Annotated in this window: 28 protein-coding genes; 4 read left to right on the top strand and 24 right to left on the bottom strand. The window is 47.6% G+C overall.

Going from position 1 to position 25,768, the window contains the following annotated elements; translation table 11 throughout:
• Window positions 1-17: 17 nt before the first annotated feature.
• The 11 genes from DWX32_RS00485 to DWX32_RS00435 form a co-directional block, all read right to left on the bottom strand.
• Window positions 18-710, bottom strand: coding sequence for a YoaK family protein (locus DWX32_RS00485; protein WP_242991102.1), 693 nt, complete (start codon window positions 708-710; stop codon window positions 18-20).
• A 250-nt stretch (window positions 711-960) separates the two neighbouring features.
• A complete protein-coding gene (locus DWX32_RS00480; protein WP_117800814.1) occupies window positions 961-2,859 on the bottom strand; it encodes an ABC transporter ATP-binding protein in 1,899 nt (632 codons plus the stop codon).
• Between the two features lie 2 nt (window positions 2,860-2,861).
• Window positions 2,862-4,634 (bottom strand): ABC transporter ATP-binding protein, encoded by a 1,773-nt coding sequence (locus tag DWX32_RS00475; protein WP_158554957.1) that lies wholly within the window; start codon window positions 4,632-4,634, stop codon window positions 2,862-2,864.
• A 330-nt stretch (window positions 4,635-4,964) separates the two neighbouring features.
• Entirely contained in the window at window positions 4,965-6,491 is a 1,527-nt protein-coding gene (locus DWX32_RS00470) for a Na+/H+ antiporter NhaC family protein (RefSeq protein ID WP_118659115.1), read from the bottom strand.
• A gap of 34 nt (window positions 6,492-6,525) precedes the next feature.
• A complete protein-coding gene (locus DWX32_RS00465; RefSeq protein ID WP_118659114.1) occupies window positions 6,526-7,773 on the bottom strand; it encodes a 3-isopropylmalate dehydratase large subunit in 1,248 nt (415 codons plus the stop codon).
• 18 nt (window positions 7,774-7,791) lie between these two features.
• Complete coding sequence (locus DWX32_RS00460) at window positions 7,792-8,283, bottom strand: LeuD/DmdB family oxidoreductase small subunit (protein WP_118659113.1); 492 nt, start codon at window positions 8,281-8,283, stop codon at window positions 7,792-7,794.
• Window positions 8,284-8,328: 45 nt separating this feature from the next.
• The gene (locus DWX32_RS00455; protein ID WP_055218299.1) at window positions 8,329-9,579 is read right to left on the bottom strand and encodes a 3-isopropylmalate dehydratase large subunit; all 1,251 of its coding nucleotides are present in this window, start codon (window positions 9,577-9,579) and stop codon (window positions 8,329-8,331) included.
• A gap of 4 nt (window positions 9,580-9,583) precedes the next feature.
• Window positions 9,584-10,066 carry a LeuD/DmdB family oxidoreductase small subunit gene (locus DWX32_RS00450; RefSeq protein WP_118659112.1) on the bottom strand — a complete coding sequence of 161 codons (483 nt, stop codon included), beginning with the start codon at window positions 10,064-10,066 and terminating at the stop codon, window positions 9,584-9,586.
• Between the two features lie 134 nt (window positions 10,067-10,200).
• Window positions 10,201-10,845 carry a pyroglutamyl-peptidase I gene (gene pcp, locus DWX32_RS00445; protein WP_022462497.1) on the bottom strand — a complete coding sequence of 215 codons (645 nt, stop codon included), beginning with the start codon at window positions 10,843-10,845 and terminating at the stop codon, window positions 10,201-10,203.
• 48 nt (window positions 10,846-10,893) lie between these two features.
• A complete protein-coding gene (locus DWX32_RS00440; RefSeq protein WP_191892600.1) occupies window positions 10,894-11,166 on the bottom strand; it encodes a hypothetical protein in 273 nt (90 codons plus the stop codon).
• Window positions 11,167-11,499: 333 nt separating this feature from the next.
• Complete coding sequence (locus DWX32_RS00435) at window positions 11,500-12,495, bottom strand: asparaginase (protein WP_117509129.1); 996 nt, start codon at window positions 12,493-12,495, stop codon at window positions 11,500-11,502.
• A 197-nt stretch (window positions 12,496-12,692) separates the two neighbouring features.
• Here DWX32_RS00435 and DWX32_RS00430 point away from each other — a divergent pair, with 197 nt between their 5' ends.
• Window positions 12,693-12,875, top strand: a complete 183-nt coding sequence (locus DWX32_RS00430) for a hypothetical protein (protein WP_118659111.1) — start codon at window positions 12,693-12,695, stop codon at window positions 12,873-12,875.
• Window positions 12,876-12,911: 36 nt separating this feature from the next.
• Here DWX32_RS00430 and DWX32_RS00425 read toward each other — a convergent pair whose 3' ends face one another.
• From DWX32_RS00425 to DWX32_RS00410, 3 genes are all read right to left on the bottom strand, one after another.
• Window positions 12,912-13,127 (bottom strand): hypothetical protein, encoded by a 216-nt coding sequence (locus DWX32_RS00425; RefSeq protein ID WP_022462490.1) that lies wholly within the window; start codon window positions 13,125-13,127, stop codon window positions 12,912-12,914.
• A 270-nt stretch (window positions 13,128-13,397) separates the two neighbouring features.
• Window positions 13,398-13,733: a hypothetical protein gene (locus DWX32_RS20015; RefSeq protein ID WP_227093345.1), complete on the bottom strand. Its 336-nt coding sequence runs from the start codon at window positions 13,731-13,733 to the stop codon at window positions 13,398-13,400.
• 133 nt (window positions 13,734-13,866) lie between these two features.
• Window positions 13,867-15,168 carry an MFS transporter gene (locus DWX32_RS00410; protein WP_117760423.1) on the bottom strand — a complete coding sequence of 434 codons (1,302 nt, stop codon included), beginning with the start codon at window positions 15,166-15,168 and terminating at the stop codon, window positions 13,867-13,869.
• Between the two features lie 289 nt (window positions 15,169-15,457).
• Here DWX32_RS00410 and DWX32_RS20825 point away from each other — a divergent pair, with 289 nt between their 5' ends.
• Together DWX32_RS20825 and DWX32_RS00400 are read left to right on the top strand one after the other, a co-directional pair.
• Entirely contained in the window at window positions 15,458-15,622 is a 165-nt protein-coding gene (locus DWX32_RS20825) for an AraC family transcriptional regulator (protein ID WP_118659110.1), read from the top strand.
• Window positions 15,623-15,797: 175 nt separating this feature from the next.
• Window positions 15,798-16,634, top strand: a complete 837-nt coding sequence (locus tag DWX32_RS00400) for a 4Fe-4S binding protein (RefSeq protein ID WP_055218396.1) — start codon at window positions 15,798-15,800, stop codon at window positions 16,632-16,634.
• A gap of 49 nt (window positions 16,635-16,683) precedes the next feature.
• Here the strand turns inward: DWX32_RS00400 and DWX32_RS19475 are convergent, their stop codons facing one another.
• The 10 genes from DWX32_RS19475 to DWX32_RS00350 all read right to left on the bottom strand — a co-directional run bounded on the left by DWX32_RS19475 (window position 16,684) and on the right by DWX32_RS00350 (window position 25,264).
• Window positions 16,684-16,845 (bottom strand): hypothetical protein, encoded by a 162-nt coding sequence (locus DWX32_RS19475; protein ID WP_158565074.1) that lies wholly within the window; start codon window positions 16,843-16,845, stop codon window positions 16,684-16,686.
• 173 nt (window positions 16,846-17,018) lie between these two features.
• Window positions 17,019-18,053, bottom strand: a complete 1,035-nt coding sequence (locus DWX32_RS00395) for an alcohol dehydrogenase (RefSeq protein WP_055228476.1) — start codon at window positions 18,051-18,053, stop codon at window positions 17,019-17,021.
• Between the two features lie 4 nt (window positions 18,054-18,057).
• Complete coding sequence (locus DWX32_RS00390; protein ID WP_117814036.1) at window positions 18,058-18,708, bottom strand: vWA domain-containing protein; 651 nt, start codon at window positions 18,706-18,708, stop codon at window positions 18,058-18,060.
• A gap of 186 nt (window positions 18,709-18,894) precedes the next feature.
• On the bottom strand, window positions 18,895-19,911 hold the full coding sequence (locus DWX32_RS00385) for an O-acetyl-ADP-ribose deacetylase (RefSeq protein ID WP_118639928.1): 1,017 nt from the start codon (window positions 19,909-19,911) through the stop codon (window positions 18,895-18,897).
• A gap of 467 nt (window positions 19,912-20,378) precedes the next feature.
• Window positions 20,379-20,543: an oxidoreductase Fe-dependent alcohol dehydrogenase family gene (locus tag DWX32_RS20525; protein ID WP_022462483.1), complete on the bottom strand. Its 165-nt coding sequence runs from the start codon at window positions 20,541-20,543 to the stop codon at window positions 20,379-20,381.
• A gap of 138 nt (window positions 20,544-20,681) precedes the next feature.
• Window positions 20,682-22,025 carry an MATE family efflux transporter gene (locus DWX32_RS00375; RefSeq protein ID WP_055218315.1) on the bottom strand — a complete coding sequence of 448 codons (1,344 nt, stop codon included), beginning with the start codon at window positions 22,023-22,025 and terminating at the stop codon, window positions 20,682-20,684.
• 20 nt (window positions 22,026-22,045) lie between these two features.
• Window positions 22,046-22,240: a DUF4224 domain-containing protein gene (locus DWX32_RS00370; protein WP_022462481.1), complete on the bottom strand. Its 195-nt coding sequence runs from the start codon at window positions 22,238-22,240 to the stop codon at window positions 22,046-22,048.
• 113 nt (window positions 22,241-22,353) lie between these two features.
• The gene (locus tag DWX32_RS00365) at window positions 22,354-23,244 is read right to left on the bottom strand and encodes a LysR family transcriptional regulator (RefSeq protein WP_022462480.1); all 891 of its coding nucleotides are present in this window, start codon (window positions 23,242-23,244) and stop codon (window positions 22,354-22,356) included.
• A gap of 302 nt (window positions 23,245-23,546) precedes the next feature.
• The gene (locus DWX32_RS00360) at window positions 23,547-24,464 is read right to left on the bottom strand and encodes a radical SAM mobile pair protein B (RefSeq protein ID WP_118639929.1); all 918 of its coding nucleotides are present in this window, start codon (window positions 24,462-24,464) and stop codon (window positions 23,547-23,549) included.
• A gap of 254 nt (window positions 24,465-24,718) precedes the next feature.
• A complete protein-coding gene (locus DWX32_RS00350; protein WP_243037531.1) occupies window positions 24,719-25,264 on the bottom strand; it encodes a flavin reductase family protein in 546 nt (181 codons plus the stop codon).
• Between the two features lie 112 nt (window positions 25,265-25,376).
• Between DWX32_RS00350 and DWX32_RS00345 the strand changes: the two genes are divergently transcribed.
• Entirely contained in the window at window positions 25,377-25,730 is a 354-nt protein-coding gene (locus DWX32_RS00345) for a winged helix-turn-helix transcriptional regulator (RefSeq protein ID WP_117800764.1), read from the top strand.
• The last annotated feature ends 38 nt before the right edge of the window (window positions 25,731-25,768 follow it).

Below are 25,768 nucleotides of genomic sequence, written 5' to 3'. Positions count from 1 at the left end.
TCACTCTCTCTTATTTCTCAGCGGTACTTTTCCAGTGACATCAGAAGGAAGCTCACCAGAAGAAGTCCGCAGGAAATCCAGATTACATGGATTCCATACAGCATGGAGAACACGCCTCCGATTCCGGCGCCGATGGCGAAAGCCAGAATCACGCCGAAATAGTATCCGGCCTGACGGAGCTGTTCTTTTTTCTTATCCCGCATATACATAGACAGCGCTGCGGTTCCGCTTCGCAGGTTTCCGATGCACATGGTGCTTGCATACGAATAACCGCCGACCTTGCGGAAGGTCTGTACCTGAATCGCGCACGCAAACGATACAAGCATCGCCGCGAGCATATTATAAGAAGACGGAATAAATCCGACGATCGCAAGGATCACAATTTCCGCCGCGAGAAGTACCTGCCGCCAGTGCAGCCTCTTTGCATACCGGTAATGCTCCTGGAAATTTTCTGCCAGAAATACACCCATCGCAAAAAAGAGGATCGGGAAGAGATACCGAAGACCTGCCGTAAAGTTTCCTTCCAGAAAGTTCTGGCTCATCAGCACAACGTTTCCCGTCTGGGCATTTGAGAATACTTCATCTCTGCAATTGTACGTGTAGGCATCCTGAAAACCGCCGGACAGCGCCAGAAACATACTGTTGATAAATGCTTCCGACATCTGATTTTCCGAGAGCAGGCGTCCTACAAGGCTTGCTTTCTTTTCCATAAATTTTCCCTTTCTTTCAACAGACGGCCCGGCTTTTTGGTGCCTGCCGTTTTGCTTCCCTTATTATAACCGCCCGCTTTTTGAGATGGAAAAACGGATATCGTATTATGCTCATATTTTTTTCATATGACTATATTGATTTAAAATCATTTTAATATGATACACCGTAAAAAAAAGGAGAAATTTTGTCACTTTGCACAAACAAAATTTCTCCCTTTTTGTAAATTGTCTTTATTGTTCTAAAATTTTCTTACTTTCTTCCTCTCTGTTTCTCACTCTGCTCGCGGTGGTACTGCAGCGTGTAGAGCTGGTAATATCTTCCCTGCGCTGCTAAAAGCTCCTGATGCGTTCCATGCTCCACGATTTTTCCGTGGGACAGTACGATAATCTCATCCGCATGCTGGATCGTCGAAAGACGGTGCGCTACGATCAGCATCGTTCCGATGTTCTTCATCTTTTCCATGGAATCCTGGATCAGAAGCTCGGTTTCGGTGTCGATGTTCGCCGTCGCCTCGTCAAGGATCATGACCGAAGGCTTATGGATGATGGTACGCGCAAACGAGAGAAGCTGGCGCTGTCCGGCGGAGAAGTTGTTTCCTCTCTCCCGCACCGGCTCGTCGAGGCCGTGATCCAGCTTGTTGATAAACTGGTCAGCATTCACATAATGGCAGACGTCCATGATCTCCTCATCGGAAATCCCCTCCTCGCGGAGAATAATGTTGCTACGGATCGTTCCCGAGAACAGGAAGACATCCTGCAGCATCTGGCCGAATTTTTTCCGCAGGGAATCGATCTTGATCTTTCGGATGTCGATGCCGTCGATCAGAATCTCACCCTTCTGGAACTCGTAGTTCCGGCAGATCAGGGAAAGAATCGTCGATTTTCCGGAACCGGTGGAACCCACAAATGCGATTGTCTCTTTCGGGTTGACGTGGAACGAAACGCCTTTTAACACCCACTCGCCCGGGATATAGGAAAACCATACGTCGCGGAACTCAATTTCGCCCCTGATGCCGGTAAGCTCGATCGCATCCGGCGCATCCTGCATTTTTGGCTCAAGATCCAGAATCGAGAATACTTTCTCGGCGGATGCAAATGCGGACTGCAGCCAGTTGAACTGCTCCGCCAGGTTCTGGATCGGGTTGAAGAATTTTGAAATATACATGTAAAAGCTGACGATCATACCGCTGGTAAGCGTCTGGCCGAGGAACGACGTTCCCTCCAGATAGCCCTTGCCGCCTAAATACAAAAGGCAGAGCACGGAGCTGATATACAGCATGTAGACGAGCGGACGGAAAATACCAAACACGAAAATCTGCTCCTGCTGTGCGCGGCCGAGTGCGTTGCTCTTGTCGGTAAACTCGCGCATCTTGGCATCCTCGCGGTTGAAGATCTGTGTGATTTTCATACCGGAAAGGTTCTCCGACAGATACGTGTTGATGTCCGTAGTACAGTCTTTTACTTTCCGGTGTGCTCTTCGCGAGAATTTGCGGAAAATAATCGAGAACAGCATGATAAACGGCACGAAGCAGAGCACCATCAGCGTCAGCTCATAGTTCAGAAACAGCATCGCAATCAGAATACCGATGATCACGAAGAAGTTCTTCAGAAGATTGACCAGAAGGTTGGTGAACATCAGCGAAATCGCGTTCGTATCGTTTGTCGTTCTCGTGACAAGCTTTCCGACCGGAATCTCATTTAACTGCTCGTGGGAAAGGCGCTCGATGTGGACGAACAGATCCTCCCTCATATTGGAAATGATTTTCTGACCCGTCTTCTGCAGAATCACGGCCTGGAAATACGTGCACGCCATCGAGACAAGAAGGATTGCCGCATAGCCCGCTACCCACAGAAACAGGGTATTCAGCGCGAATTTTCCAACGACGAGCTCCTCAATTTTGCCGACGATCAGCGGCGAAATGATATCGTACGCGATCGAAAACAGCATCAGAAAACCAACAACGATAAACTGGCGGTAAAACGGCTTTGCGTAATCCATCAGACGCTGCATGATTTCACTGTCTTTCATGTTCCGCTCAAAGCCGGTTTCTTTTTCTCCATCTTTCACTACAAACGCGGCCACAATCAGCAGGGTGGAAATCACGCCGATGATCGCGCCGACCCAGAGAATCGGATAATAATTGTGCATTTCTACTCCTCCCCCGCTTCCTCTTCAAGTTTCTGCAGATCGACCATCTTGCGGTACGCCGTGCAGGTCCGGTACAGATCCTCGTGTTTTCCGACTGCATGGACTTCTCCGTCCTCGACGAACACGATCTTGTCCATCTGCTCCACCGTTGAAATCCGGTGTGCGATCAGAATTGTCGTCAGTCCCTCACGTTTTTTGAGATTGTCGAGAATCGTGCGCTCTGTTTTGGTATCGACCGCAGAGACGGAATCGTCGAGAATCAGAATCGGTGCGTGTTTCATCAGCGCACGCGCAATCGAGATTCGCTGCTTCTGTCCGCCGGAAACCGTCACACCGCGCTCGCCAAGAACGGTGCGGTAGCCCTCTTTGAACTCTGCGATATTGTCATGGACATCGGACATCATCGCCGCATCCTCAATGGCCTCCTGGTTTTCGTCATCAAAGGCGAAGGAAATATTGCCGGAAATCGTGTCGGAGAACAGGAAGTTGTCCTGCGGCACGTAGGCACAGCCCTCACGCACGGAGTGAATGGAAACGGTGTTGACATCGTGGTCATCAATAAACAGCATTCCGTCCGGCACGTTGTAGGTGCGGAGCAGCAGATCGACGATGGTCGTTTTTCCGGAACCGGTCTTTCCGACGATGCCGACACTCTCGCCCGGCTCAATGGTAAACGATACGTTTTTCAGCACATCGTACTCCCCGTCCGGATAGCGGAAGGTCAGATTGCGGAACTCGATTTTTCCATGGATGAACGGCAGATCCTGCACACCGCCGCGGTCCTTCACATCGACTTTTGCGTCAAGCAGTTCCGTAATACGATTTAAGGACGCTTTTCCACGGGATGTCTTCTCAATCAGCATGGAGACCGCCATGATCGGCCATACAACGGCCGAGAAATAGCCGATATACTCGACAAGCTGGCCGGCGTCGAAGCTTCCGCAGTAAACGAGATAGCCGCCGTAGCCTAAGATTACACAGATGACGGACTCGACGAACAGCGTTACCATAATGTTCAGCAGTGTGGAAATTTTGGTATATTCTACGTTGATGTCCTCGTTCTCGCGGTTCAGTCTACGGAACATCATCAGCTCTTTCGTCTCTTTGACGAATGCTTTGATGACAGCAAGACCGGAATAGTTTTCCTGCGCGAAATCGGACAGCTCGGAAAAGGCCGCCTGGCGCTCTTCCCACTTTTTCATCAGGTATTTGCCGAGCGTTGTGCCGGCGGCCATCAGAAATGCCATCGGGATCATGGAAAGGCCGGTCAGGAAGTGGTTCATGCGCCACATTTTGATCACGGCAAGCAGGCCTAAAAACAGCGCATCGCAGAACATCAGAATACCGTCGCCGAAGCACTCCTGCACGGTATCGAGATCGTTCGTGTAAAGACTCATCAGGTTTCCGACTTTGTTGACCTGATAATACTCCTGGGACAGCTCCTTGCTGTGCGCGAACATGCAGGTACGAAGATCGGTCACCACGCGGATCGCGGAGCCGAAAAAGCAGACTCGCCACAGGAAACGGCCGACTACCATGACGATAATGGTAATAATCATGGGCCGGCAGACCTGATCCAGCAGAAATTCCATATCAAACACCGCCGCCTGGCCGTTGACCAGAACAGGGTCGCCGTTCATGCCGTTGATGACCATGCGGTACAGCTCCGGTATGAAAAGCTGGAAATAATCTACGAGAATCAGCGCTGCAAGACCGAGAATCAGAATGGGCGCATTCTTCAGGTAGTATTTGTTAATGTACTTTCCAAATATCATATATTTTCTCCCTCTTTTTGTTTTTGCCATTGTCTGCTATGATCTTTCTGATCATAACAGTCCTTCCCTTTTCCAAAGCGTTTTCGCCCCGGAATGCCTCCTTTCTTCTCCTGCATTTCACAGCTCCGATGCAATTTTAACAGAGATAAACAGAAGGAACTGGACTTTGAAAAATCCAATTCCTTCTGTTCCAATTCACATTCCTGCTCCAAAAGCGTTCCGCTTCTTCTTTGCAGGACACCGTTGTCCTGTGAATGTTTGTTCTATTTTTTAGTATACGGTTCTTTTTCTCTCCCGTCAAGCATTTCACGCGTTTTTCTGTTTTCTTTTTTATTTTTTGCCGTTTTCCGCTTTTTTTGCGCAAAATCTGCGCATTCCGGTTAAAACAGCCAAAAGAAGAAGAAGGCTGACGCCAAGTGTGATCCACCACGTTCTGGTCACGGCTGCAATCAGATATCCCACCAGGCAGACACACGCCGTAACGGCCGCATACTGCATCTGCGTCGATACGTGGTTCAGATGGTTGCTCTGCGCACCCGCACTTGACATAACCGTCGTATCCGAGATCGGCGAAATATGGTCACCGCAGACCGCCCCTGCCAGGACGGCGGATACCGAGATAATCATCATCTCCAGATTTGTTCCGGCGGCGAACATGCCCGTTGCAATCGGCACAAGAATCGCGAACGTTCCCCAGGAGGTTCCCGTCGAAAAGGAAAGGAACACCGCCACGGCGAACAGCACCACCGGGATAAAAATACTTGCGGATGCATGGTCTCCCACGACGCTTCCGACAAACTGGGCCAGGCCCATCGCATCACCGACGCCTTTTAAGGTCCACGCAAAGACGAGAATCGTAACCGCCGGAACCATCAGCTTGAAGCCCTCGGACAGGCTGTCCATAAAGCTCTTGAAGGTGATGACCTTCCGCGGCAGATACAGCGCCATCATAAACAGGATCGTCACGACGGAGGCAAAAATCAGACTCGTCTCTGCATCACATCCTGCGAACGCGGAAATCACATTGTCCGCGCCGCCGAGGAAGCCAGTGTAAACCATCGCTCCGATCGCTGATACAATCAGTACGGCAACCGGGAGCACGAGGTCGATGACTTTTCCGTTCGGATTGACCTCCTGCTCGGAAACCTGCTCAAACTCCTCGCCTCCGGTCGTGAAAACATCACCTTTGGCGGCATTATCCTCGTGGAGCTTCATCTGACCAAAATCAAAGCCGGTGTAGCAGATGTAAAAGACCATCGCAATTGTAAGGATCGCATACAGGTTATACGGAATTGTCCGCAGAAACAGCTGGAATCCACTGATTCCCGCATCCGCCGGCACATACGAGTTGACGGCTGCCGCCCAGCTTGAGATCGGCGCGATAATACAGATCGGCGCTGCGGTGGAGTCGATGATGTATGCGAGTTTCGCGCGGGAAACCTTGTGGCTGTCCGTGACCGGGCGCATGACAGAGCCGACTGTCAGACAGTTGAAATAGTCATCCACAAAAATCAGAACACCAAGCCCCATCGTTGCCAGAAGCGCACTCCGCTTCGTTTTGATCTTCGTCCCCGCCCATTTTCCATACGCCGCTGAGCCGCCGGATTTCGCCATCAGCACGACAACCATGCCAAGCAGGATATCGAAGATCAGAATGTTGATGTTCATGCTGTTCCGTAAAATTTCAAAGAAGCTTGTGAACGCATCCCACGGATGGAAGCCGGTGTACAAAAGGACACCGACTGCCGATCCGATGAACAGGGAACTGTAAACTTCTTTTGTGACAAATGCAAGCAGAATTGCAAGCAGCGGCGGGACGAGTGCCCACCAGGTTCCGATAAACATTGAACCATTCATGTCGTCTGTTTTCCCTTTCTGCTGTTAAGTTCGTTTACACTTCCGGCGTCACAATTTTTCCAGCTACTGCACATGCTGCCGCTGTCTTTGGAGATGCCAGATAAATTTCAACTTTAGAAGTACCCATTCTTCCAAGAAAGTTTCGGTTGTTCGTTGCTACAACACGCTCGCCGTCAGAGAGGATTCCGCCCGCTCTTCCGCAGCACAGGCCGCATCCCGGATGTGTAATCATGGCGCCTGCCTCTGCCAGTGTATCGAGAATGCCCATTTTGCTTGCCTGCAGATAAATCTTGCGGCTTGCCGGTGTTACGATCAGTTTTACGTAGTCGGCTACTTTTTTGCCTTTTAAAACCTCGGCTGCCGCCTGCAGATCCTCGAGACGGCCGTTCGTACAGGAACCGATGAAGACCTGATCGATCGGGGTTCCCTCGAGAACGCTGGTATCACGGATCTTGTCTACCTGGGACGGGCATGCCATCACCGGCACGAAGTCCTCAGCACGGTAAGTGATAGTGCGCAGATATTTCGCATCCTCATCGCCTTTTAAGCTCTTCTGATAGTCATTGAGTTCAATCTCGCAGTATTCTGCGGTCTTCTCATCCGGGGTAAAAAGTGCACATTTGGCACCTGCCTCGATCGCCATGTTGGCAATCGTCATACGGCTTGCCACGGTCATATTTTCTACGGTGTTTCCTGAGAACTCCAGTGCGCGGTACGTTGCGCCGTCTGCACCGAGGTCACCGATCAGACGCAGGATAATGTCTTTTGACATCACATTTTTCGGCAGCTCGCCTTCGATGACAACTTTGATCGTCTCCGGCACTTTGATCCACATCGTACCCGTTCCAAGGATGCTCGCCATCTCTGTGTAGCCGATTCCGGAAGAGAATGCACCGACACAGCCGTATGTCGTCGTGTGGCTGTCGGTTCCGAAAACAACGTCGCCCGGTTTTACGTAACCTGCCTCTGTCATTAACTGATGGCAGATTCCGTCGCTTCTGTGTACGTTTTTCATGCCGTATTTCTTTGCAAATTCATCGCCTTTGTGGAAATGTCTCGTATCGTCCACCTGGCTTGCCGGAACGAGGTGGTCGTAGATCAGAACGACTTTATCCGGGTCCCACAGTTTGGTAAAGCCCATCTCCTCGAATTTATCGCCGACAAACGGGATGAAGATATCATGAATCATGACTCTGTCCACGTTGACCGTCACAATGTCGCCCGGTTTTACGTCTTTTCCGGTGTTGTGGCGGATGATTTTTTCAATTACTGTATTGCCCATCGTTTCTTCCTCCCGCTCTTAATCCAATCCGTTGCGCTTGCGCATTGCCTTTACCAGGCCGCCTGCCTGAATGATATCCATCAGGTTCTCCGGCAGAGCTGCGATCGGGTATGTTTTTCCGTTGTAATCAACATGCTCATTCATCTTGACGGTGATGGCGTCGCCCTCTTTGATATCGTCGTGCAGATCCGGCTGCTCGATCAGAAGAAGGCCGTTATTGATGGAGTTGCGGAAAAAGATCCGAGCAAAGGATTTCGCGATAACGCAGGAAATGCCGAGCGCCTTGATGATCTCCGGTGCCTGCTCTCTCGAGGAGCCGCAGCCGAAGTTCTTTCCTGCCACGATGATGTCGCCCTTTTCAATCTGTCCGGCCAGTTCCGGGCGGAGCGGGGAAAAGCCGTACTGTTTCATATCGTCAATTGTCTTTAAAGCAAGATACTCGGTCGGGATAATGATATCGGTATCAATATCGTCTCCAAGCACCCATACTTTTCCTGTAAATGCTTCCATATGTTTATTCTCCCAAAAATATTATGTATCTCTCAAAGAAAATGGTCAGATCTGGTCTGCGGTCGCAATCTTTCCGGCAATTGCAGATGCGGTTACGGTTGCGGCAGAGCCCAAGTATACTTTGGAACTTGGATGACCGGCACGGCCCTTGAAGTTACGGGTTCCGGTGCTGATCAGCACTTCGTTCTCGCCGATGACACCCTGGCAGCTTCCCCAGCAGACGCTGCAGTTCGGGTTCATCACAATGGCTCCGGCCTCCATGAAGGTGTCGATGATGCCTTCTTTTAATGCCTGGCGGTAGATCGTCTGGCTTGCCGGAACAACGAGGAAACGGACGCCCTCTGCGACTTTCTTTCCGCGGATGATCTCTGCGCCGACGCGGAGATCTTCGATTCTTCCGTTGTTGCAGGATCCAAGGAATGCTTCATTGATCGGCGTTCCGCAGGTCTCTTCTGCCGGAACAACGCGGTCTACGAAATCCGGTTTTGCAACAACCGGGCGGACTTTGGAAAGGTCAAAGGTGTACTCTCTGACGTATTTTGCGTCCGGATCGCTGTGAAAGATTTCTTTTGGCTCTCTTCCGTGCTCTTTCAGGTACTCGATGGCTTTCTCATCTGCCTCAAAGATACCGGTCTTGGCGCCGGCCTCAACTGCCATGTTGCAAAGTGCCATACGGTCGCTGATGCTTAAAGTCTTTGCACCCTCACCGGTAAACTCCATCACCTGGTAGTTGCATCCGTTTGCGCCGACCTCGCCGATGATGGTGAGGATCAGATCTCTCGCATAAACGCCCTCCGGCAGTTTTCCTACAAGATTGAATTTTACGCTTTCCGGTACGAGTACCCAGGAAGTTCCCGTTACCATGCCGTACAGGAAATCGGTACAGCCGACACCGGTGCCGAATGCGCCGAGTGCTCCGTAAGAGCAGGTATGGCTGTCAGCGCCGAAGATCAGCTCGCCCGGGCGGACATAGTTCTCGATCATCACCTGATGGCATACACCTTTTCCCTCCCAGAAATCAATGTTGTTCTCTCTTGCAAAATCACGCATCTTTTTCTGGGATGCTGCTGTTTTCGGGCTGTCGGACGGCACGTTGTGGTCGACGATGAAAACGAGCTTTTTCGGATCCGCAATGTGCGGGTGGTTTAATTTGTTGCGGTACATATCAACCGTCAGATGGGTGGTTCCGTCATTGCTCATCAGACGATCCAGTGTTACGGTGTGGATATCTCCCGGCTTTACTTCCGGAACGCCGGCTGCAGCGGCGATAATTTTCTCTGCAATTGTCATTCCCATGGTCTTACTCCTCCTCGCGGTTCAAAGAAGCGATCAGGCCTCCCTGATTCAGTATATTCTGCATATATTCCGGCAGTTTCGTGCAGGTGTACGTTTTCCCGTTCACTTCTGCGGTTCCCTCGGACATGTGAAGGATCATGGTATCACCGTTTTCTACGGCATCCGGCAGGTCTTTACAGACAATCGCCGGCAGACCAATATTGATGGCGTTGCGGAAAAAGATTCTGGCGAAGGATTTTGCGATAACTGCCTGCACACCCAATGCTTTTAAAACACCCGGTGCCTGCTCTCTTGAGGAACCACAGCCAAAGTTTTCTCCTCCTACAACAAAATCTCCCGGTTTTACTTTTTTTGCAAAGTCCGGATCTAACGATTCAAACGCATGGCCTTTCATCTCATCCAGATTCGGCAGAAGCAGATACTGGGACGCGATGATCTGGTCTGTATCAAGGTCATTATGAAATTTAAAAATTTTACCCTGTTCCATTTTCTTTCGTTCCTTTCGCATAAAAATTCTGACAAAATCTATTGTAACACAAAAGATATGGTTTGCAAAAGGAAAAAAAGCAAAAAATATAGGCCGCCTCACCTTTTTCCGGTAAGACGGCCTGAAATGCTTCTTTAGTGGGTCGTTCCCATTGCCTCTTTTACTTCTTCTTTGTTGGTTACGACTGCCTCGATGCAGTATTCCAGAGATTTTGCAATCGTTTCCAGCGGCATGCTTGCCATGGTGCTTGCTTTTCCGACTACCTGCTCGCATGCGAACGGTACGTGGATGAAGCCTGCGCGGATGTTCGGATATTTCGTTGCGCACAGGTGAAGCACATTGTACATGACGCAGTTGCATACGTAGGTGCCTGCGGTGAAGGATACGTGGCACGGAAGGCCGTGTTCGCGGACGTTCTGAACCATTGCTTTGACCGGAATCGTTGCAAAGTATGCGGTCGGGCCGTCTGCCTGCAGCGGTTCATCGGACGGCTGCTCTCCGGCGTTGTCCGGGATTCTTGCGTCTGCAAGGTTGATGCCGACTTTCTCTACGGTTACGCATGCGCGTCCGCCTGCCTGTCCGACATCGATGACAACGTCCGGATTGTGCTCTTTGATGGCTGCTTCCACGCAGGAAATACTTCTGGTAAACTCGGTCGGGATCTCAACTTTTACGATCTCTGCTCCGGCGATGGTATCCGGCAGAAGTTTGATGGCCTCGAATGCCGGGTTCACGCTCTCTCCTCCAAATGGGTCAAATCCTGTTAATAAAACTTTCATCGTCTTTTCTCCTTTTGTCTCTTAATTTTTGTCTCCTGGTTCTGTCCTTTAATATAACACAGGCTCGGGTGCAATAATCTTTCCCCGGTCCATAATCTGACGGTTATCGGTAAAAATATCGGGTTCCCGGCAGACCAGGTCGAAGTGGCCTTTCGCATTCTGCACGCCGCCGAGCGCGATATTGCGTCCAAGCCCTACGTGGAAAGTTCCATACGCGGATTCATCCTCAATGTAGCAGTTGCCGAGGCAGTTCGAGCACGAATTCAGTCCGATGCCAAGCTCTCCTGCGATATAAATCCGTGGATCGAAATATTTCTCCATATACTTCTTTAAGCGGATGCCGGTCGGTGTCTCCTCGATATCGACATATGTTGTAACTGTAACCAGCGGTTGGATTCGTCATCCAAAATCCGCCGTTTTCCGCACTGCATCATGAATTCAATTCTACTAAAATGTTCAAAAGATATCAACCTGTTTCTGATTTTTCTATGAAATTTGCACAATTCTTCCAATAAAAATCAATTTTGCGTCCGTACTGTCTGAAAATTTTGCAGAAAATTTCTTTTTCCTCAAAAAGAAAAAGAGGCGTTCACAGCCAGCAGAAACATTTCTTTCCTGCGGACCGTGACAGCCTTTTTGCCGTCTTTCTTTTTCTTATTTCCAGACCGTATCGTAGTTGATCGGTTTATAGAATGCTTTTTCCCGGCTCTCATGATCATCCGGACGGTTGCCGAGAAGCCACATGGTTTTAGTTGCGACTGCCTCCGGGGTCATATCGTATGACTCGAGAATGTTGCACAGGGTTTTCATCTCATGGCCGACTTCATAGACGGTCATATCGCTTCCCTCGTGAGAAACCTGGGTACACATGATGATGAGTTTTTCCGGGTACTTCTGGCAGAGCTCGTAAAACGGCTCCTTGATGCTCGCCGGAATACCGCCGACACCGAAGCTCTCCACAATGATCGCATCGTAGTGCTCAAAAATCGCCGGAAGCAATACCGGGCTGATTCCCGGGATCAGTTTCAAGAGAAAAACGTTATCGCTTAAGTTTTCATAAAAACGAACCGGCTTTTCATACGGCAGCATCGGCAGATACCGCAGAATCCGGCGGTCCTGTATTACCGCAAGGTACGGGAAATCGATGCTGGAAAAGGCATTGTAGCTCTTCGTCCGCACCTTCTTCGCACGCGTTCCCGCGATGACTTTTCCGTCGAACACAATCTGTACACCCTGGGATGCATCATCACAGGCGTAATAAAAGCTGTCGGACAGGTTTGTCTTTGCATCCGTGATATCCAAATTGATCGGCCGCTGTGCTCCGGTGATGACGATCGGCTTTTCCGAATTCTGAATCATATAGGAAAGCGCCGCCGCGGTGTACGCCATCGTATCAGTTCCGTGCGCGATGACGAAACCGTCGTAATCCTCGTAATGCTCCTTCGCCACTTTCACCAGCGTGCTCCAGTTCTCCGGAACCACATTCGAGCTGTCCAGATTAAACGGATTCACCGCCGTAATCTCACAGAGGCCTTCCACCTCCGGAATATAAGACAATAACTCCTCCGGCGTAATCTGCGGAGTCAGACCATTTTCCGTCTTCTTCGAAGCGATTGTGCCGCCGGTTGCGATAAACAAAATCTTTTTCAATGTAAATCACTCCTGTTTTCTCGTTTGGTAAGAAGTTTTCTTTATCTTAGCAGACTTTGGGGACGGTGTAAATGATGAATTTGGAAATCGAGAAACCAATCCTTTCCATTGACGCGAAAAATTCCGTTTGCTATACTGAATTTTAGACACAGAAAATCCTTATCTACGAATTTTACATTCAGAAATGCAGGCTTTTTATGAATCATGAAAATCATCCCGGTCATCCATATCTTTATTCTTTTCTTCTTGTTTTCGGTCTGACGCTGATCTGCGCTCTGCCTGCGGGATCTTCGTATCGATCGGAGCGTGAAAAACAGGAAGCTGCCGAACAGCGCAGAATCCAGGAGCTGCATAATAAATTTCTGACTCAGAAAGATTAAACACATGTTAAACATACGTGAAACGCCCTTTACCGACTACGCCTTCAGCAGCACCTTCTGCCCGCAGACCGGGATTTCCTCGAGATACTTAAAATACCACTTCTTCCTCCGCGCCGAATACCGCACCACCACCGGAATCCAGCAATTTTCCACTTTCAGATACACATACTGCCCGGAAGCCACTTCCACCTCGCCGTTCTGCTGTTCTACAAATGCACGGTTTTTCTTTATTTTTACAATGCCTTTCGTCATAATGATCATCCTTTCCGAACGGGTTTGAAAAGATACTCTACCTGTATTGTATGCAGAGGGGATAGGAAATTTCCACTTTTCAGGGGCAAAAAAACAGGACACGGGATTCCCCCATTGTCCTGTTCTCCTTTTATCACACACCTGCTTACCCCTCAGCATCGTTCTGCTGCCAAACTTTATCGCTCGAATCAGAACAGCTGCCCCAGCAGTTTCAGCTTTTCCTTTTTGGGGAATGCGGCTTCAAATTTTTCAAAAGCTTCCGGGTTCTTCTCACAGATCAGAATCCGCCAGCTTACGAAAAATCGCCGCCATATATTCCAATGGTCCGCCCGCCAGATAATCATGATGAAGCTGCGCAAGTTTTGGATCGCGGTATTGTTCCAGCGTCAGCATTTTGCGAAAATTGGCAGAGAATGTTTCTTTCGTCCAATGCTCAAACTGCGCCATGCTGTAATCATGAATCTGTGCAATCGGGGTCTGCAGATAGAAGTGTAATGGGGTCTGGTACCAATGTACAGCTCCTCGGTGTCCAGAAACGCATCCCTGTGATCGACTCTTCCGGCCTTCCGGATCTGGCCTGTCTGTGCTTTTTTCAGGCAGCCACATTCCCGGCAGCCCGACTCACTGATTATCGTAACACAAAACCTCTCTTTGTGAAACCCCGGAGTCAAAAGCAAAAAATCTCAAAACCAGTTGCTCTTGTTCTCCTGGTTTTGAGATTTTTTATACTATGTATCTTTTATTTTTCACCCGCCATCGGCTGATGGTCTGCAATTTTCAGAAAAACAAATCCAAGTGCAAAGAAAACCGCCAGACATGCAACCGCTACGTTGATCGTTCCTCCCGCCAGCTTTACAACTGCAATGACTACAGATCCAAGGAAGGAAGCGCCCTTGGCAAAAATATCGTAGATGCCAAAATATTCTCCCGAATTCTCCGCCGGAATAATTTTGGAATAATACGACCGCGACAACGACTGAATCGATCCCTGAAAGCATCCCACTCCAAATGCCAGAATCGCAAAGTGCACCAGCGTCCGCAGTGTCAGCGCATAGAGGCAGATGACAAAATAGCCTGCGATGCAGATCAGAATCAGGGATACCGTATCTTTTTTCCGCGACAGTTTTGCAAAAAACAGAGATCCTCCAAAAGCGACAACCTGCGTGGCAAGCAGGAAAACAACCTGCCCGACCGTATTCAGGTTCAGATCGGTTCCGATGTTGATGCAGTTGTCAATGATAGTTCCGACCCCATCAATATAGAGAAAGAATCCAATCAGAAAGAAAAATACTTTCCGGTCCGAAACTGCGATTTTTTTCAGGGTTCTGAATATTTTTCCAAATGTCTGACCGACGGTAACCGTTCTCATTTCCACGTAATTCTTCTGCCGATACTCCTTCAGCAACGGCAGCGTCACCACCAGCCACCAGAGAGCCGTTACGCAAAAGCCAATCATCTTAGAGACAAAATCCGGCAGCACCCCGACCATATCCGGCCCCAACACATAAGCAATCAGTGCTACAAGAAACGGAATGCAGGATCCCAGGTATCCCCACGCATAGCCATAGGAGGATACCTCATCCATACGTTCCTCCGTTGTCACATCATTCAACATGGAATCGTAAATCGTCAGCGATGCATTATAGCAGACTCTTGTCACAATATAAATGACCAGAAACAGCACCCAGCTCGTTGCAACGCCATTCAGCACACATCCTGTGATGCCAAGACCTGCCGTTGTGGTAAAAAAGATCTTTTTCTTATCCTTACGATCCGCCAGCACACCGCAGACAGGACCGATCAGTGCCACCACCACCGTAACAATGGAAATGGCAATCGAATAATACGCCGTCGCCTGATCCGAACTGATTTTTCCCGGCCCTGTACCGATTGCCAGACTCTTAAACCAGATCGGAATCAGCGAACAGGCAAGCATAATAAATGCCGAATTTCCCACATCATATAAAACCCATGCAAACTCCTGCTCCGTCAGATTTCGAAACACTTTTGTCCGATGAAGAGCCCGAAACAGACCACTCATACTACAATCCCCACTTTCTTTTATTTTGTCATGCAGTATCAGTGTAGCATAGATTTCTTGATATTCAAAGTATTTTTTGTATGAAAGTAGGCAAAATCATTTGCAAAACGCCAGTTTTCCCATCCTTCCATGATCCGCCGGAAATTTCACAGCAGATCATTTCGATTTCTCAGATTAATGCCGGTGTCTGCGCCAAAACGGAAAGAATCGCAATCACAGCAAAAATCACAGCAGCTGCCACTGCCACAATCATAATTTTTCTTTTCATAACATACCTGCTTTCTCTATCATGTTTGCGGAATATTTTGTTTTCGTAATCATATCTTTTTCCCTAAAGACATTATACCCTATGCATAGGAATACATCAAACTTTTCCAGTCCAGGCCACTTCCAGACAGCTTTTAAAAAACAGTTTGGAATGACTCCAAACGACTACAGGCGCAGGCAGTCATAATCGTCTGCGCCTGTAGTCGTTTCACTTTTTTGCAGATGTTTTACAAGAATCTGATTACTATTTTTTTATTTCTCTGCTATACTTATGCTAAGATACCAGACACGCTCTTGCACCGGCCTGGCAGTCCGTGCATTGAGAAAAGATAAGAAAGCAGAGGATCAAAGAGATGACGAAAATCCCAAACAGACTTCACAAATACGTGCCATCTATGCTGCTGTTTCTGCTGTTTGAAGCAGTGGCAGTTACGCTGTGGCTCACAAAGGACAATTTTTTCTATCTGCTGAATTTCAGCTACATCGGAGCCTGCCTTGGGCTTGGAACGGCACTGTTTACCGCCGGGAAACGGTATGCCCGGCATTTCGTCCAGTTGGCGGTGGGCAGCTATATGTTGCTGTACCTTGGCGTGATTTCCCGTGAAAATATGCAGATCGAAGGGTTCTGGTACTACCTGTTTCTCGGCGTTTTCGAAGCAGCAACTATCCACTACGCGGTTGCAAAAATTTTCGGACCGTTGCTTTTTGGGCGTGGCTGGTGCGGTTACGCCTGCTGGACAGCTATGGTGCTGGACTTTCTGCCCTACAATCAGCCGCAGAAGCCACGAAAAGAAAAGCTGGGCTTCCTTCGCTATGTGATGTTTCTTCTGTCTCTGGCGTTGGTGTCTGGGCTGTTTCTGATGCAGGTGGCACATCTGGAGCAAATCATGTTCTGGCTTTTCCTGGCCGGAAATGCGCTTTATTACCTTGTCGGTATTGTGTTCGCCTTCCTGTTTCAAGATAACCGGGCATTCTGCAAGTACCTGTGTCCCATTACGGTTTTTCTCAAACCTATGAGCTATTTCTCTCTTCTGCGCGTCCACTGTGATGAGGATAAGTGTGTCCATTGCAGGAAGTGTCTGCAGGTCTGCCCCATGAACGTGGAGGTTAATAAGGAAACCCGCAAGCGGAAAAACGGAACAGAGTGTATTCTCTGCTATGAATGCACGAAAGTTTGTCCCTCAAAAGCACTGCATTAACCGTTTTTCTCTTCCGTAAATTTATTCCTCGCTTCGGCCGTCAGATCATTCAGCTCAGAGAAAACAGCGTGGCAATTAATTCCTTCTCTTCCTCTTCGGTCGGCAGATCTGCCATATCCATCCATCGTTCATATTCTCCGGCAAATCCTCCGGCAGCCATTGCCTCCATGCGAAAAGACGATACAGCCAGAAGTACGGATTGTCGCCACATCCGGACCCAGCGGATTCATAAAACCGATCCCTTAATTACCTATACATAATTTTACCTGATTTTTCATGGATCGTATATACTAATGGTTGGAAATCCCCCCTGTTATAACAAAATTCCAATCATTATCATACCATATATAGTACATTAATGATTGGAATTATCTATATCTTCTTTTAGCATTCTACTGCTACCTTAATTACACCGTCCCGCTTACCTTCAAAGAGTTCATAGGCTTCCTCTATCCTTTCTAATGGATAGGTATGGGTGATAAGCGGCTCTGTGTTCAGTTTTCCCTCTGCAATCAACCGTAATGTTTCTTCACAGTCACAGCCATCCACCCCTCCGGTTTTAAAGGTAAGATTTTTTCCATACATATCCGGAAGCGGCAGGATCTGTGCCTGATCATAAAGAGCAACCACCGTCACCAGACCATTGGGTCTCGCGCATTCCCAGGCCAGACGGAAGGTAGCTTCCGCCCCCGCAACCTCCAGCACAACGTCAGCTCCCCCATGATCGCTGTTTGCCCGTACAAACGCTTCACACTTCTCCGGAGAAACCAACAAAATCTCCGGATAATGCTGTCGGATAAACTGCAGACGATTTTTATCCTTTTCACACACAATAATCCGTCTTGGTTTTTTCAGCATTACCGAAAGCAGGGTACAGATACCGGTGGGGCCGGCTCCGATGATCAGCACCGTATCCTGCTCTGAGATCTCTGAAATACGCGCTGCCCAGTAACCGGTAGCCAGAACATCGCCCACCAGCAATGCCTGTCGATCCGTAACGCCATCCGGAATCTTATTCAGTCCCTGATCTGCAAAGGGCACACGCACATATTCCGCCTGGCCGCCATCAATCCGGCAGCCCAGCGCCCAACCGCCATTTTCATCTGTACAGTTATTCACATACCCTTTCTTGCAGAAAAAGCATTCACCGCAGAAGGTCTCCACGTTTACTGTCACCCGGTCTCCCGGTTTTACCTTGGTAACTGCCTTTCCAACCTCTTCCACAATCCCCACCATCTCATGGCCAACCGTGATCCCGGGTACTGCCCGCGGAACGCTGCCATGCTTGATATGCAGATCGCTGGAGCAAATGCTGGCGAGTGTCACTTTGACAATAGCATCCCGCTCCTGCATCAGGGTCGGTTTTGGCTTCTCTCTTAATTCGAATTTTCCTTTTGAAACGTAGGTATACGCCTGCATATTTCTATTTTCCTCCACGTTTTTTATAATCCTCATCTATACGTTTTTTCCAGTCTGCGTTCAACGGGGCACTGCACCGGACAGAGCTGATTGCTTCGCTGACCACCTCATAATTCAACGCAGTTCCTTCGCTGTCGCACTGATAGTTGACTGCACGGTCTGCACCGATTCCGAACTGGCTTGCGGTCTCTACCGCGTCAATATTAGCACCGAGGAACAAAAACTCCCAACCGTATTTCGCTTTCTGCCGCTCGATCATCTGCCTCACTTTTTCGCTGTTGTACCGGCGGCTGGCATTTTCCATTCCGTCCGTAGTGATTACGAACATGGTGTGTTCCGGTACATCCTCCGGTCTTGCATACTTATGAACATTTCCAATGTGATGAATCGCACCGCCGATGGCATCTAAGAGCGCTGTGCATCCGCGAACTGTATAATCCCGGTCGGTCATCGGTCGGATTTTCTTTACATCTACACGGTCGTGCAGGACTTCACTCACATTGTCAAACAGTACCGTTGAAATCAGTGCTTCGCCCTCTGTTTTTTTCTGCTGCTCAATCATGGAATTGAATCCGCCGATGGTATCCCGTTCCAGTCCGTTCATAGAACCGCTGCGGTCTAAGATAAAAACGATCTCTGTTAAATTCTTTCTCATATGCTTATCCTCCTAAAAGATCTCGCCCTTACGGGCTCGCTGTCGCAGTATTCGCCAAGGTTTCGAGCAAGCTCGAGCTTTGGCTCATTCCTCACGCAAATGACTGCTCGATTTCGTACCTTACAGCCATAGTATAGCGATTTTCTTTTGCGGAGTGGTCGCATGGAAAGCGACATTTCTTTTTCCTTATGTACCGATCAGACTCTGGTCAAAGGCAAACAGTGCCTCGTTAATTTCATACACATTATAGTTTCCCCGTTCGACAAAATATTCTACAATGATGTCAAATTTACTTGAATGGGACAATGTGAATCCTGCCTTGCCGAGCATCTCCTGCATCTGGGCAAGCGGTAGCTCCAAAGCGAGGGCAAATGCCAGCACCGTAGGTTTGGATGGCTTATAGAATCTATCCGAACGGATTTTTGAGAAGAGCTTTCTGTCAATATTTGCTTTCTTGTAGCACTGTGCATCCGTCATACCGCTTTCCTCAATCTTTCGAAGCAGCATTTCTGAAAAGCTCTCATCCATCTGCCCCAGCGCCTCTTCCAGAGACTGACTGCTGCAGGATTTACAGATTGCTTCGGGCGGCAGCGGGACAGATGCAGCTTCAAAGCAGGATTCCTCTTGCCATGCTTCGGAACACCGACTCTGTTCTGCCCTCCTGTCGGTATGTTCTTCCACATACCTGTCATCTATGTACACTGCGATGTCATCAAACAGCTTTCCGCTAATCTGATATGTCTTTCGGTCAAAAATAACGATATAGACCATCATCTCGTTTTCCAGCAAAAATTCGCTGATGGTATCGACTGCAACCTTCAGAGCCTGGTCTTTTGGATAGCCGTAAACACCGGAGGAAATCAGCGGAAAGGCTACAGACTGACAGCCATTTTCTTTCGCCAGATTCAAAGATGTCCGATAACAGGATTCCAGAAGCTCCTGCTCCCGATGCCTGCCATCCCGCCAGCGCGGACCGACTGCATGGATCACATATTTGCAGGGCAGACGGTATCCCTTTGTAATTTTTGCACTGCCGGTTTCGCAGCCATGCAGCGTACGGCATTCTGCAAGCAGTTCCGGTCCGGCCGCACGATGAATGCAGCCGTCCACACCTCCGCCGCCCAAAAGGGACGTGTTGGCAGCATTGACGATTGCGTCAACACTCATTTTTGTAATATCGTTTCTGATCATTTGCAACGGCATGAAGCACCCCTCCCATTCGTCCAGCAGTTGAAAATCAACATTAGTAAATAAAATATCCCATAACATAAGCTTCTTTAAAAACACTTTGATTCTTGACTCCAGGAACTTTATCGAGATATTCCATGTCATTACTTGCAATCTTAACTCTTTTTAAGTTAAGATGCAATATTTGAGTTAAAAGTAGTTGAAAATCAACATTATTAAAAATCATTTTCGAAAAAAGTCCGATGCAACATGAGCATTACACCCACACTGCACCGGACATTCCACATCATCAACTGCTCTGTCTATTTTCTTCTTCCTGCTCATGCAGCTGCTCTTTTTTCTACTCGTCCCCTTTCAGGATTTCTTTGCCACAATGTCAAGTGATGAATTAAAAAAAGACAAGCAACATCAAAGAAAAATTTCTTTCACAGCACTTGCCTTTTTCTATTATATTATCGTTATAAAAGCTCCTACTTGAATGCTTACAAACTGTTCTTCAAAATCTCCAATACCTCATCATGATTCAACACCTTATATCCACCTTCCATGATGATGGTTCCATTTGCAATACCATGCAACATTTCTTCTGTTGCCCCCAACTCATGGAGATTCATTGTAAGTCCCAGTTCTTTCATCCAAACTTCCATACAGGAAAGCCCTTCTCTGGCAACCTGTTCATCAGCTTTTCCAGCAGGATTGACCTCCCACACATTCACAGCAAAACGGCAAAACTTGCTAAGACCATAAGGCATAATATACCGATATTGAACTTATTATAAATGAATCTATATCACCTGAAATGTTTTCCATTTTCCGGACTTCTGCCTCCAGAAGAAAATGACCGCCCGAATGCTCCAGTCACAAACCATTGCAATAGCAATCCCGATCACGCCCATTTTCAAAACAATTCCCAAGAGCCATGATAAAAGCAGACGCACCGCTATCGTGGAGATAACCGAAACATACATGGTAAATTTCACATCACCCGCTGCCCGCAGCCCATTACTAAGCGCACCGGAAAAGGGATATGCTGCTGCATTAAACACGTTATGGATTAAAACCAGCCAGATTACAAGCCGTTTGGTCTCCGGCTGCAAAGCATAAAATTTCATAAAGAATGGAGTCAGAAGAAAAATCAAAAGATTCCATGCCGATGAAATCAGCAATGTGATTCTTGTCAATCTCTTAAAATAATGCTCCGCAGCATCTGCATCCCCATTTCCCATACACTGTCCAATGACCGTTATAAATACGGGACCCATAGCGACTCCCGCCAGCGCAGCCAATGACCAGATACTTTGTGCAACACCATTTGCAGCAATCTGATATGTTCCAAAAAGTGCAACGATACCGCTTAATGCTACTTTGACTAACTGGAATATACCGTTTTCCATCCCATTTGGAATAGCGATTTTTAGAATTTGTTTCATGAAATCCACATTCCACCGGAAAATCCACTTGCAGCGATAGAACACTTCATTTTTTCTCTGAAAACAAAGTACTGTAATCATCACGGCTGAAAATGTCCGAGCGATCAGTGAAGGGTATGCAACACCTGCAACACCTGCACGCAAAACAAGTACACCAATGAAATTTCCAATAACATTGATGATATTGGAAATTACCGACAAATACATGGTCACACTGGTTTTTCCAATACTGCGAAAAAGGGCAGCGCCAGCATTGTAAACCGCCAATGCCGGATAGGAATATGCAGAAATCCTAAGGTATGTAATACAAGAGTGCATCACAGAATCTTCCACTTTACCGAACATCAGACGAAGCATCCCTTCATTTCCAATTAGAACCATCACTACGATCAGTATGGAAAAAATCGCAGAAAATGAAAGAAGCTGACTGGCGGATTCTCCAGCGTCATCATTTTTCTTTCTACCAATATACTGGCTGATCACAACCGCCCCTCCAGATGCCAATGCTGTAAACAGATAAATAAAAATAGTATTGAACTGATTTACCAGTGAAACACCGGATACTGCCACTTCTCCTGCGTAGCTGACCACCAGTGTGTCCGCCATCCCTACAAGCATTATCAGCAGCTGCTCTAAAAACAGGGGAATAATCATAGCCATCAACTTCTCGTTTGAAAACAGAGTTGTTTGCTGATTCACGCCTTTTCCTCCTCTTATTGTTATTTTTTTGTTTTACAGATCATATAATCGATTGCATCAAGTGACTGCTGCTTTTCATGTACCTCATCAAGCAATTTGTACCGATATTTTCGCAACATCCTTATCTGCATTTCTTGATCTTCGCATCCTGAAATTTTTGCGATTTCTTCTTTGCTTAATCCGGCGTTTATACGGGAATCATAATCCGGTTTCATGAAATGGCACTCCCTCCTCAATAAAAAATATAGGTGCAGAAATTAAAGCTGTTTGCTTTATCTCTACACCTATATTATAATTTTCTAATTGAATTATATCAAATACTTAGTTTTTATGGTTTGTCCATGCCTAAAAAGCATTGAATATGTTTGATGAATTTTGTGGTTGCTAAGCTAAACGGCTGACCACGTTTCCATGCTAATACACTTGTTGCTGTAAGTGGCGGATCAAGCGGTCTGAATGTAACCTTTGATTGATTCCAGAACGGTACAGCCCCTTCAATCACCAATGAATATGCCAAGCCTCCATTCACCATAATTGCGCTGTTCGTACTTAAATTGCTGGTAAAAACAATATCCAGTTTCTCATAGTAGTTGCCAAACCAACTTGCCAACTCACTCTGCACATTCATACGCCTAGGAAGAATCAAAGGCAGTACAGACAAATCTTTTGCGCTTACCGTTTCTTTCTTGGAGAGTGGATCATCCGATTTCATCAGAACCACCCATTTTTCCCTTATATTCAAGCGAATAAATTCATATTTTTCCATATCAACCGGCTCAAGAAGCAAACCAATATCCAGTAGTCCCTTCTCCATTTGTTCCTTTACCAAATCTGCTGTGGCTGTAAAAATGTCAAAAGTAACACGGGGATATTTCCGACGAAAGGACTCAATTATTTTAGGAAGAAGTTGTACAGCAGCAATTTCTCCACACCCAATGGAAATTTTACCTTCCACCTGTTCCTCTTGCTCCACTAATTCTTTTTCTGTCTTATCTACAAGCTGCAAAATTTCTTCCGCACGACGGCGAAGAAGTATTCCTTCATTTGTCAATTTGATTTTCCGTGTCCCTCTATCAAACAGCTTTACACCAATATCTTCCTCCATCTGTGCAAGCTGACGTGAAAGTGTCGGCTGCGTGATATGTAAAACTTCTGAGGCTTTTGTGATACTTTCTTCCCTTACTACAGTCAGAAAATATCGAAGAACTCTAATTTCCACGAAAAATACCTCCCAAATTCATCATGCTTAATAAGTATATTTTAACGTATCTATACTCGAAAGGCAATAAAAAACATCTGCTCATCGTATGCTTACCGGTAATATAATTTTATGTAAAACTTGATAAACACCTATCATTTAATCGTTCTGTCTACATTGTAGAGCGGGGAAAATCGAAAAACAATGGACGGAGTACAAGTCCTTCCAAGAGGGATAAGAAAACTTCTGAATGGGTAAACAGTGCTAAAAAAGGTTCTGACATTGAAGCACAGCTCCATGTCAGAACCCATTTATTTCACAAATTATTTTTGGGGGTTGCGTCGCCCGGTGTTTTCCGAGCCACGCACTTCCTCATGGTAAAAGTAATCCACAATGACCGGGTGCCCAGGCTCTGCTCGTCCGTAGGGCAGCTCGTTGTCCACGAAGGGACAGCTGTTTTCTTTCGCCAGCCGTTCCGCTTGATCCTCCAAACCACGGAAGTAGCTTCTGTCTCTCTTGTTGTAGATAGCGTCGTACAGCGGAACCAAGTCAGGATGTTTTTTACGTATATAGTCAAGGATGTCTTTTTTGAATCCGCCTCGCAGGTTTAGATTTTCTAACCATATCAGGTCGCATTGATTTCTGACCTGATGGAAGATAGCCTCAAAATCCGTGATACCCGGAAAGACAGGGGCAATAAAGCAGACGGTGCGAATGCCCGCATCATAGATCTGCTTCATGGCATCCAGCCGTCGCTTGATGCTGACGGCATTGTCCATATCGTTTTTGAAATCCTCGTCCAGCGTATTGATCGACCAAGAGACCGTGACCTTTCCCAGTTCTTTCAGAAGATCGATGTCACGGATTACCAAGTCTGACTTGGTGCAGATGAGAATTTCCGCCTCGCTGCCCCGGAGCTGTTCAAGAAGCTTTCGGGTGTTCTGAAACTGAGCCTCCTGGGGCAGATAGCCATCGGTCACAGAACCGATGACTACGCGTTGCCCTTTGTACTTTTGCGGATTTTTGATTGCTGGCCAATGTTTCACATCCAGGAATGTACCCCACGGTTCGGTGTGCCCGGTAAATCGCTTCATAAACGAGGCGTAGCAGTATTTGCAGCCATGGGTACAGCCCACATAAGGATTGACGGAATAGCCTCCCACCGGCAGGGCGGATTTTGTCATAATATTTTTGGTTTCTACATCCTGAATCAGAATGCTGCTCTCTTTTACTTCTGTCATGTCTTCTGTTCCTCCAATACCCGGTAAAAAGCCGGGGGAAATTCTTGTACCATCTGTGCCTCTCCCATGATAGGAAGCAGATCTTCCTTCATAAATACAGGGATGCCAAGCTCATGGGCCTGATGTGTCAGGTTCCACACCCATTCCGGTTTCGATACGGCTTTGCCCTTCCTATGTCCGGTCTCAGTCCCAATGACGATCCACTCAATTTAATACAAACGGCCACCGCTGATGCCTCCTTACCGTTTTAAGATTTAGCCTTCTGCCGCAGGTGCAACTTTCCCGAAGCCGTTCCAGGCATACAGCCCCTTCTTGTCCTCATCGCCCAGGAACTTGTCCACCTGACAGATGTGCAGGATATGGTCGCCAACTTCCACCGACTGCTGCAGGGTGGCCACCATCGCCAGACGAGTATCCACCGGAATCTGGATATCACTGCCATCCACAGCCATCATCTCGATGTTGTTGGCGGCCACCTTGTCGGTCTCGGCACCGGTAGATGCTCCGCAGGCCATTACTGCGCCTGCCAGACTCTCACAGGGAACAGTGACAATGACTTTGCCGGTCTCACGCACACGCTTGCCGGTGTGGGACTGTTTGCCAGTGGCGAAACCCACCATAGGCGGATTGAAGGAGAGGTAAGACACAAAGCAAATGGGAGCCAGGTTCGTAGAACCATCCTCCTTTTTAGAGCAGATCAATGTCAGCGGATTGGGGGAGGTCAGAACAGTAGCCTCCATAATGTTCAGTTCTTTCATATCATTCAGACCTTTCTGAGAAATTTCAGTCGTTGACTGCATGGCCAACCAGTGATATATTTATTATACTTGACAGCAATTTTTGTTCAAGTACGCAAATTATTTGTACCTGGTATCAAAAAGTATACTGCAAAAGACGAGGAAAGATCCAATCATGACTTATGAAGAATTCAAAGAAAAGGTTGGCAGTGTCATTCTAACCGATGATGGAAACTGCCCGGTCACACCGGTGGTTCAAATGCTGCAGGGCAAATGGAAACTCCAAATTCTCTATGAACTATGCATCAAGTGTCCCATGCGGTTTGGGGAACTGAAAAAAGTTCTCAAGCCCATCACCAATACAGCCCTGACCAACGCCCTGAAGGAGCTGGAAGCGGATGAATTGATCCAGCGCATCCAATATAATGAAATGCCCCTACGAGTGGAATACTCCCTCACCGAGAAAGGACGGGATCTGTTGCCGGTCTTTTACGCCATTTCCCAATGGGGAATGAAATATATACCATGATTCTAACTATACTAATCCGCAAGATAATAGCCGGGAGG

Source organism: Blautia sp. AF19-13LB, from assembly GCF_003479105.1.
Taxonomy (GTDB): Bacteria; Bacillota; Clostridia; order Lachnospirales; family Lachnospiraceae; genus Fusicatenibacter; species Fusicatenibacter saccharivorans.
The sequence above is the reverse complement of the archived record's forward strand: the minus strand, read 5'-3'. Positions and strand labels throughout refer to the sequence as shown.

Excerpts from the sequence above, each read along its gene's own strand:
- DWX32_RS00485 (WP_242991102.1), bottom strand. The coding sequence starts at position 710 with ATGGAAAAGAAAGCAAGCCTTGTAGGACGCCTGCTCTCGGAAAATCAG.
- DWX32_RS00480 (WP_117800814.1), bottom strand. The coding sequence starts at position 2,859 with ATGCACAATTATTATCCGATTCTCTGGGTCGGCGCGATCATCGGCGTG.
- DWX32_RS00475 (WP_158554957.1), bottom strand. The coding sequence starts at position 4,634 with ATGATATTTGGAAAGTACATTAACAAATACTACCTGAAGAATGCGCCC.
- DWX32_RS00470 (WP_118659115.1), bottom strand. The coding sequence starts at position 6,491 with ATGAATGGTTCAATGTTTATCGGAACCTGGTGGGCACTCGTCCCGCCG.
- DWX32_RS00465 (WP_118659114.1), bottom strand. The coding sequence starts at position 7,773 with ATGGGCAATACAGTAATTGAAAAAATCATCCGCCACAACACCGGAAAA.
- DWX32_RS00460 (WP_118659113.1), bottom strand. The coding sequence starts at position 8,283 with ATGGAAGCATTTACAGGAAAAGTATGGGTGCTTGGAGACGATATTGAT.
- DWX32_RS00455 (WP_055218299.1), bottom strand. The coding sequence starts at position 9,579 with ATGGGAATGACAATTGCAGAGAAAATTATCGCCGCTGCAGCCGGCGTT.
- DWX32_RS00450 (WP_118659112.1), bottom strand. The coding sequence starts at position 10,066 with ATGGAACAGGGTAAAATTTTTAAATTTCATAATGACCTTGATACAGAC.
- pcp (WP_022462497.1), bottom strand. The coding sequence starts at position 10,845 with ATGAAAGTTTTATTAACAGGATTTGACCCATTTGGAGGAGAGAGCGTG.
- DWX32_RS00440 (WP_191892600.1), bottom strand. The coding sequence starts at position 11,166 with ATGGAGAAATATTTCGATCCACGGATTTATATCGCAGGAGAGCTTGGC.
- DWX32_RS00430 (WP_118659111.1), top strand. The coding sequence starts at position 12,693 with ATGAATCATGAAAATCATCCCGGTCATCCATATCTTTATTCTTTTCTT.
- DWX32_RS00425 (WP_022462490.1), bottom strand. The coding sequence starts at position 13,127 with ATGACGAAAGGCATTGTAAAAATAAAGAAAAACCGTGCATTTGTAGAA.
- DWX32_RS20015 (WP_227093345.1), bottom strand. The coding sequence starts at position 13,733 with ATGTGGCTGCCTGAAAAAAGCACAGACAGGCCAGATCCGGAAGGCCGG.
- DWX32_RS00410 (WP_117760423.1), bottom strand. The coding sequence starts at position 15,168 with ATGAGTGGTCTGTTTCGGGCTCTTCATCGGACAAAAGTGTTTCGAAAT.
- DWX32_RS20825 (WP_118659110.1), top strand. The coding sequence starts at position 15,458 with ATGTTTGCGGAATATTTTGTTTTCGTAATCATATCTTTTTCCCTAAAG.
- DWX32_RS19475 (WP_158565074.1), bottom strand. The coding sequence starts at position 16,845 with ATGTGGCGACAATCCGTACTTCTGGCTGTATCGTCTTTTCGCATGGAG.
- DWX32_RS00395 (WP_055228476.1), bottom strand. The coding sequence starts at position 18,053 with ATGCAGGCGTATACCTACGTTTCAAAAGGAAAATTCGAATTAAGAGAG.
- DWX32_RS00390 (WP_117814036.1), bottom strand. The coding sequence starts at position 18,708 with ATGAGAAAGAATTTAACAGAGATCGTTTTTATCTTAGACCGCAGCGGT.
- DWX32_RS00385 (WP_118639928.1), bottom strand. The coding sequence starts at position 19,911 with ATGCCGTTGCAAATGATCAGAAACGATATTACAAAAATGAGTGTTGAC.
- DWX32_RS20525 (WP_022462483.1), bottom strand. The coding sequence starts at position 20,543 with ATGGAAGTTTGGATGAAAGAACTGGGACTTACAATGAATCTCCATGAG.
- DWX32_RS00370 (WP_022462481.1), bottom strand. The coding sequence starts at position 22,240 with ATGAAACCGGATTATGATTCCCGTATAAACGCCGGATTAAGCAAAGAA.
- DWX32_RS00360 (WP_118639929.1), bottom strand. The coding sequence starts at position 24,464 with ATGACAGAAGTAAAAGAGAGCAGCATTCTGATTCAGGATGTAGAAACC.
- DWX32_RS00350 (WP_243037531.1), bottom strand. The coding sequence starts at position 25,264 with ATGCAGTCAACGACTGAAATTTCTCAGAAAGGTCTGAATGATATGAAA.
- DWX32_RS00345 (WP_117800764.1), top strand. The coding sequence starts at position 25,377 with ATGACTTATGAAGAATTCAAAGAAAAGGTTGGCAGTGTCATTCTAACC.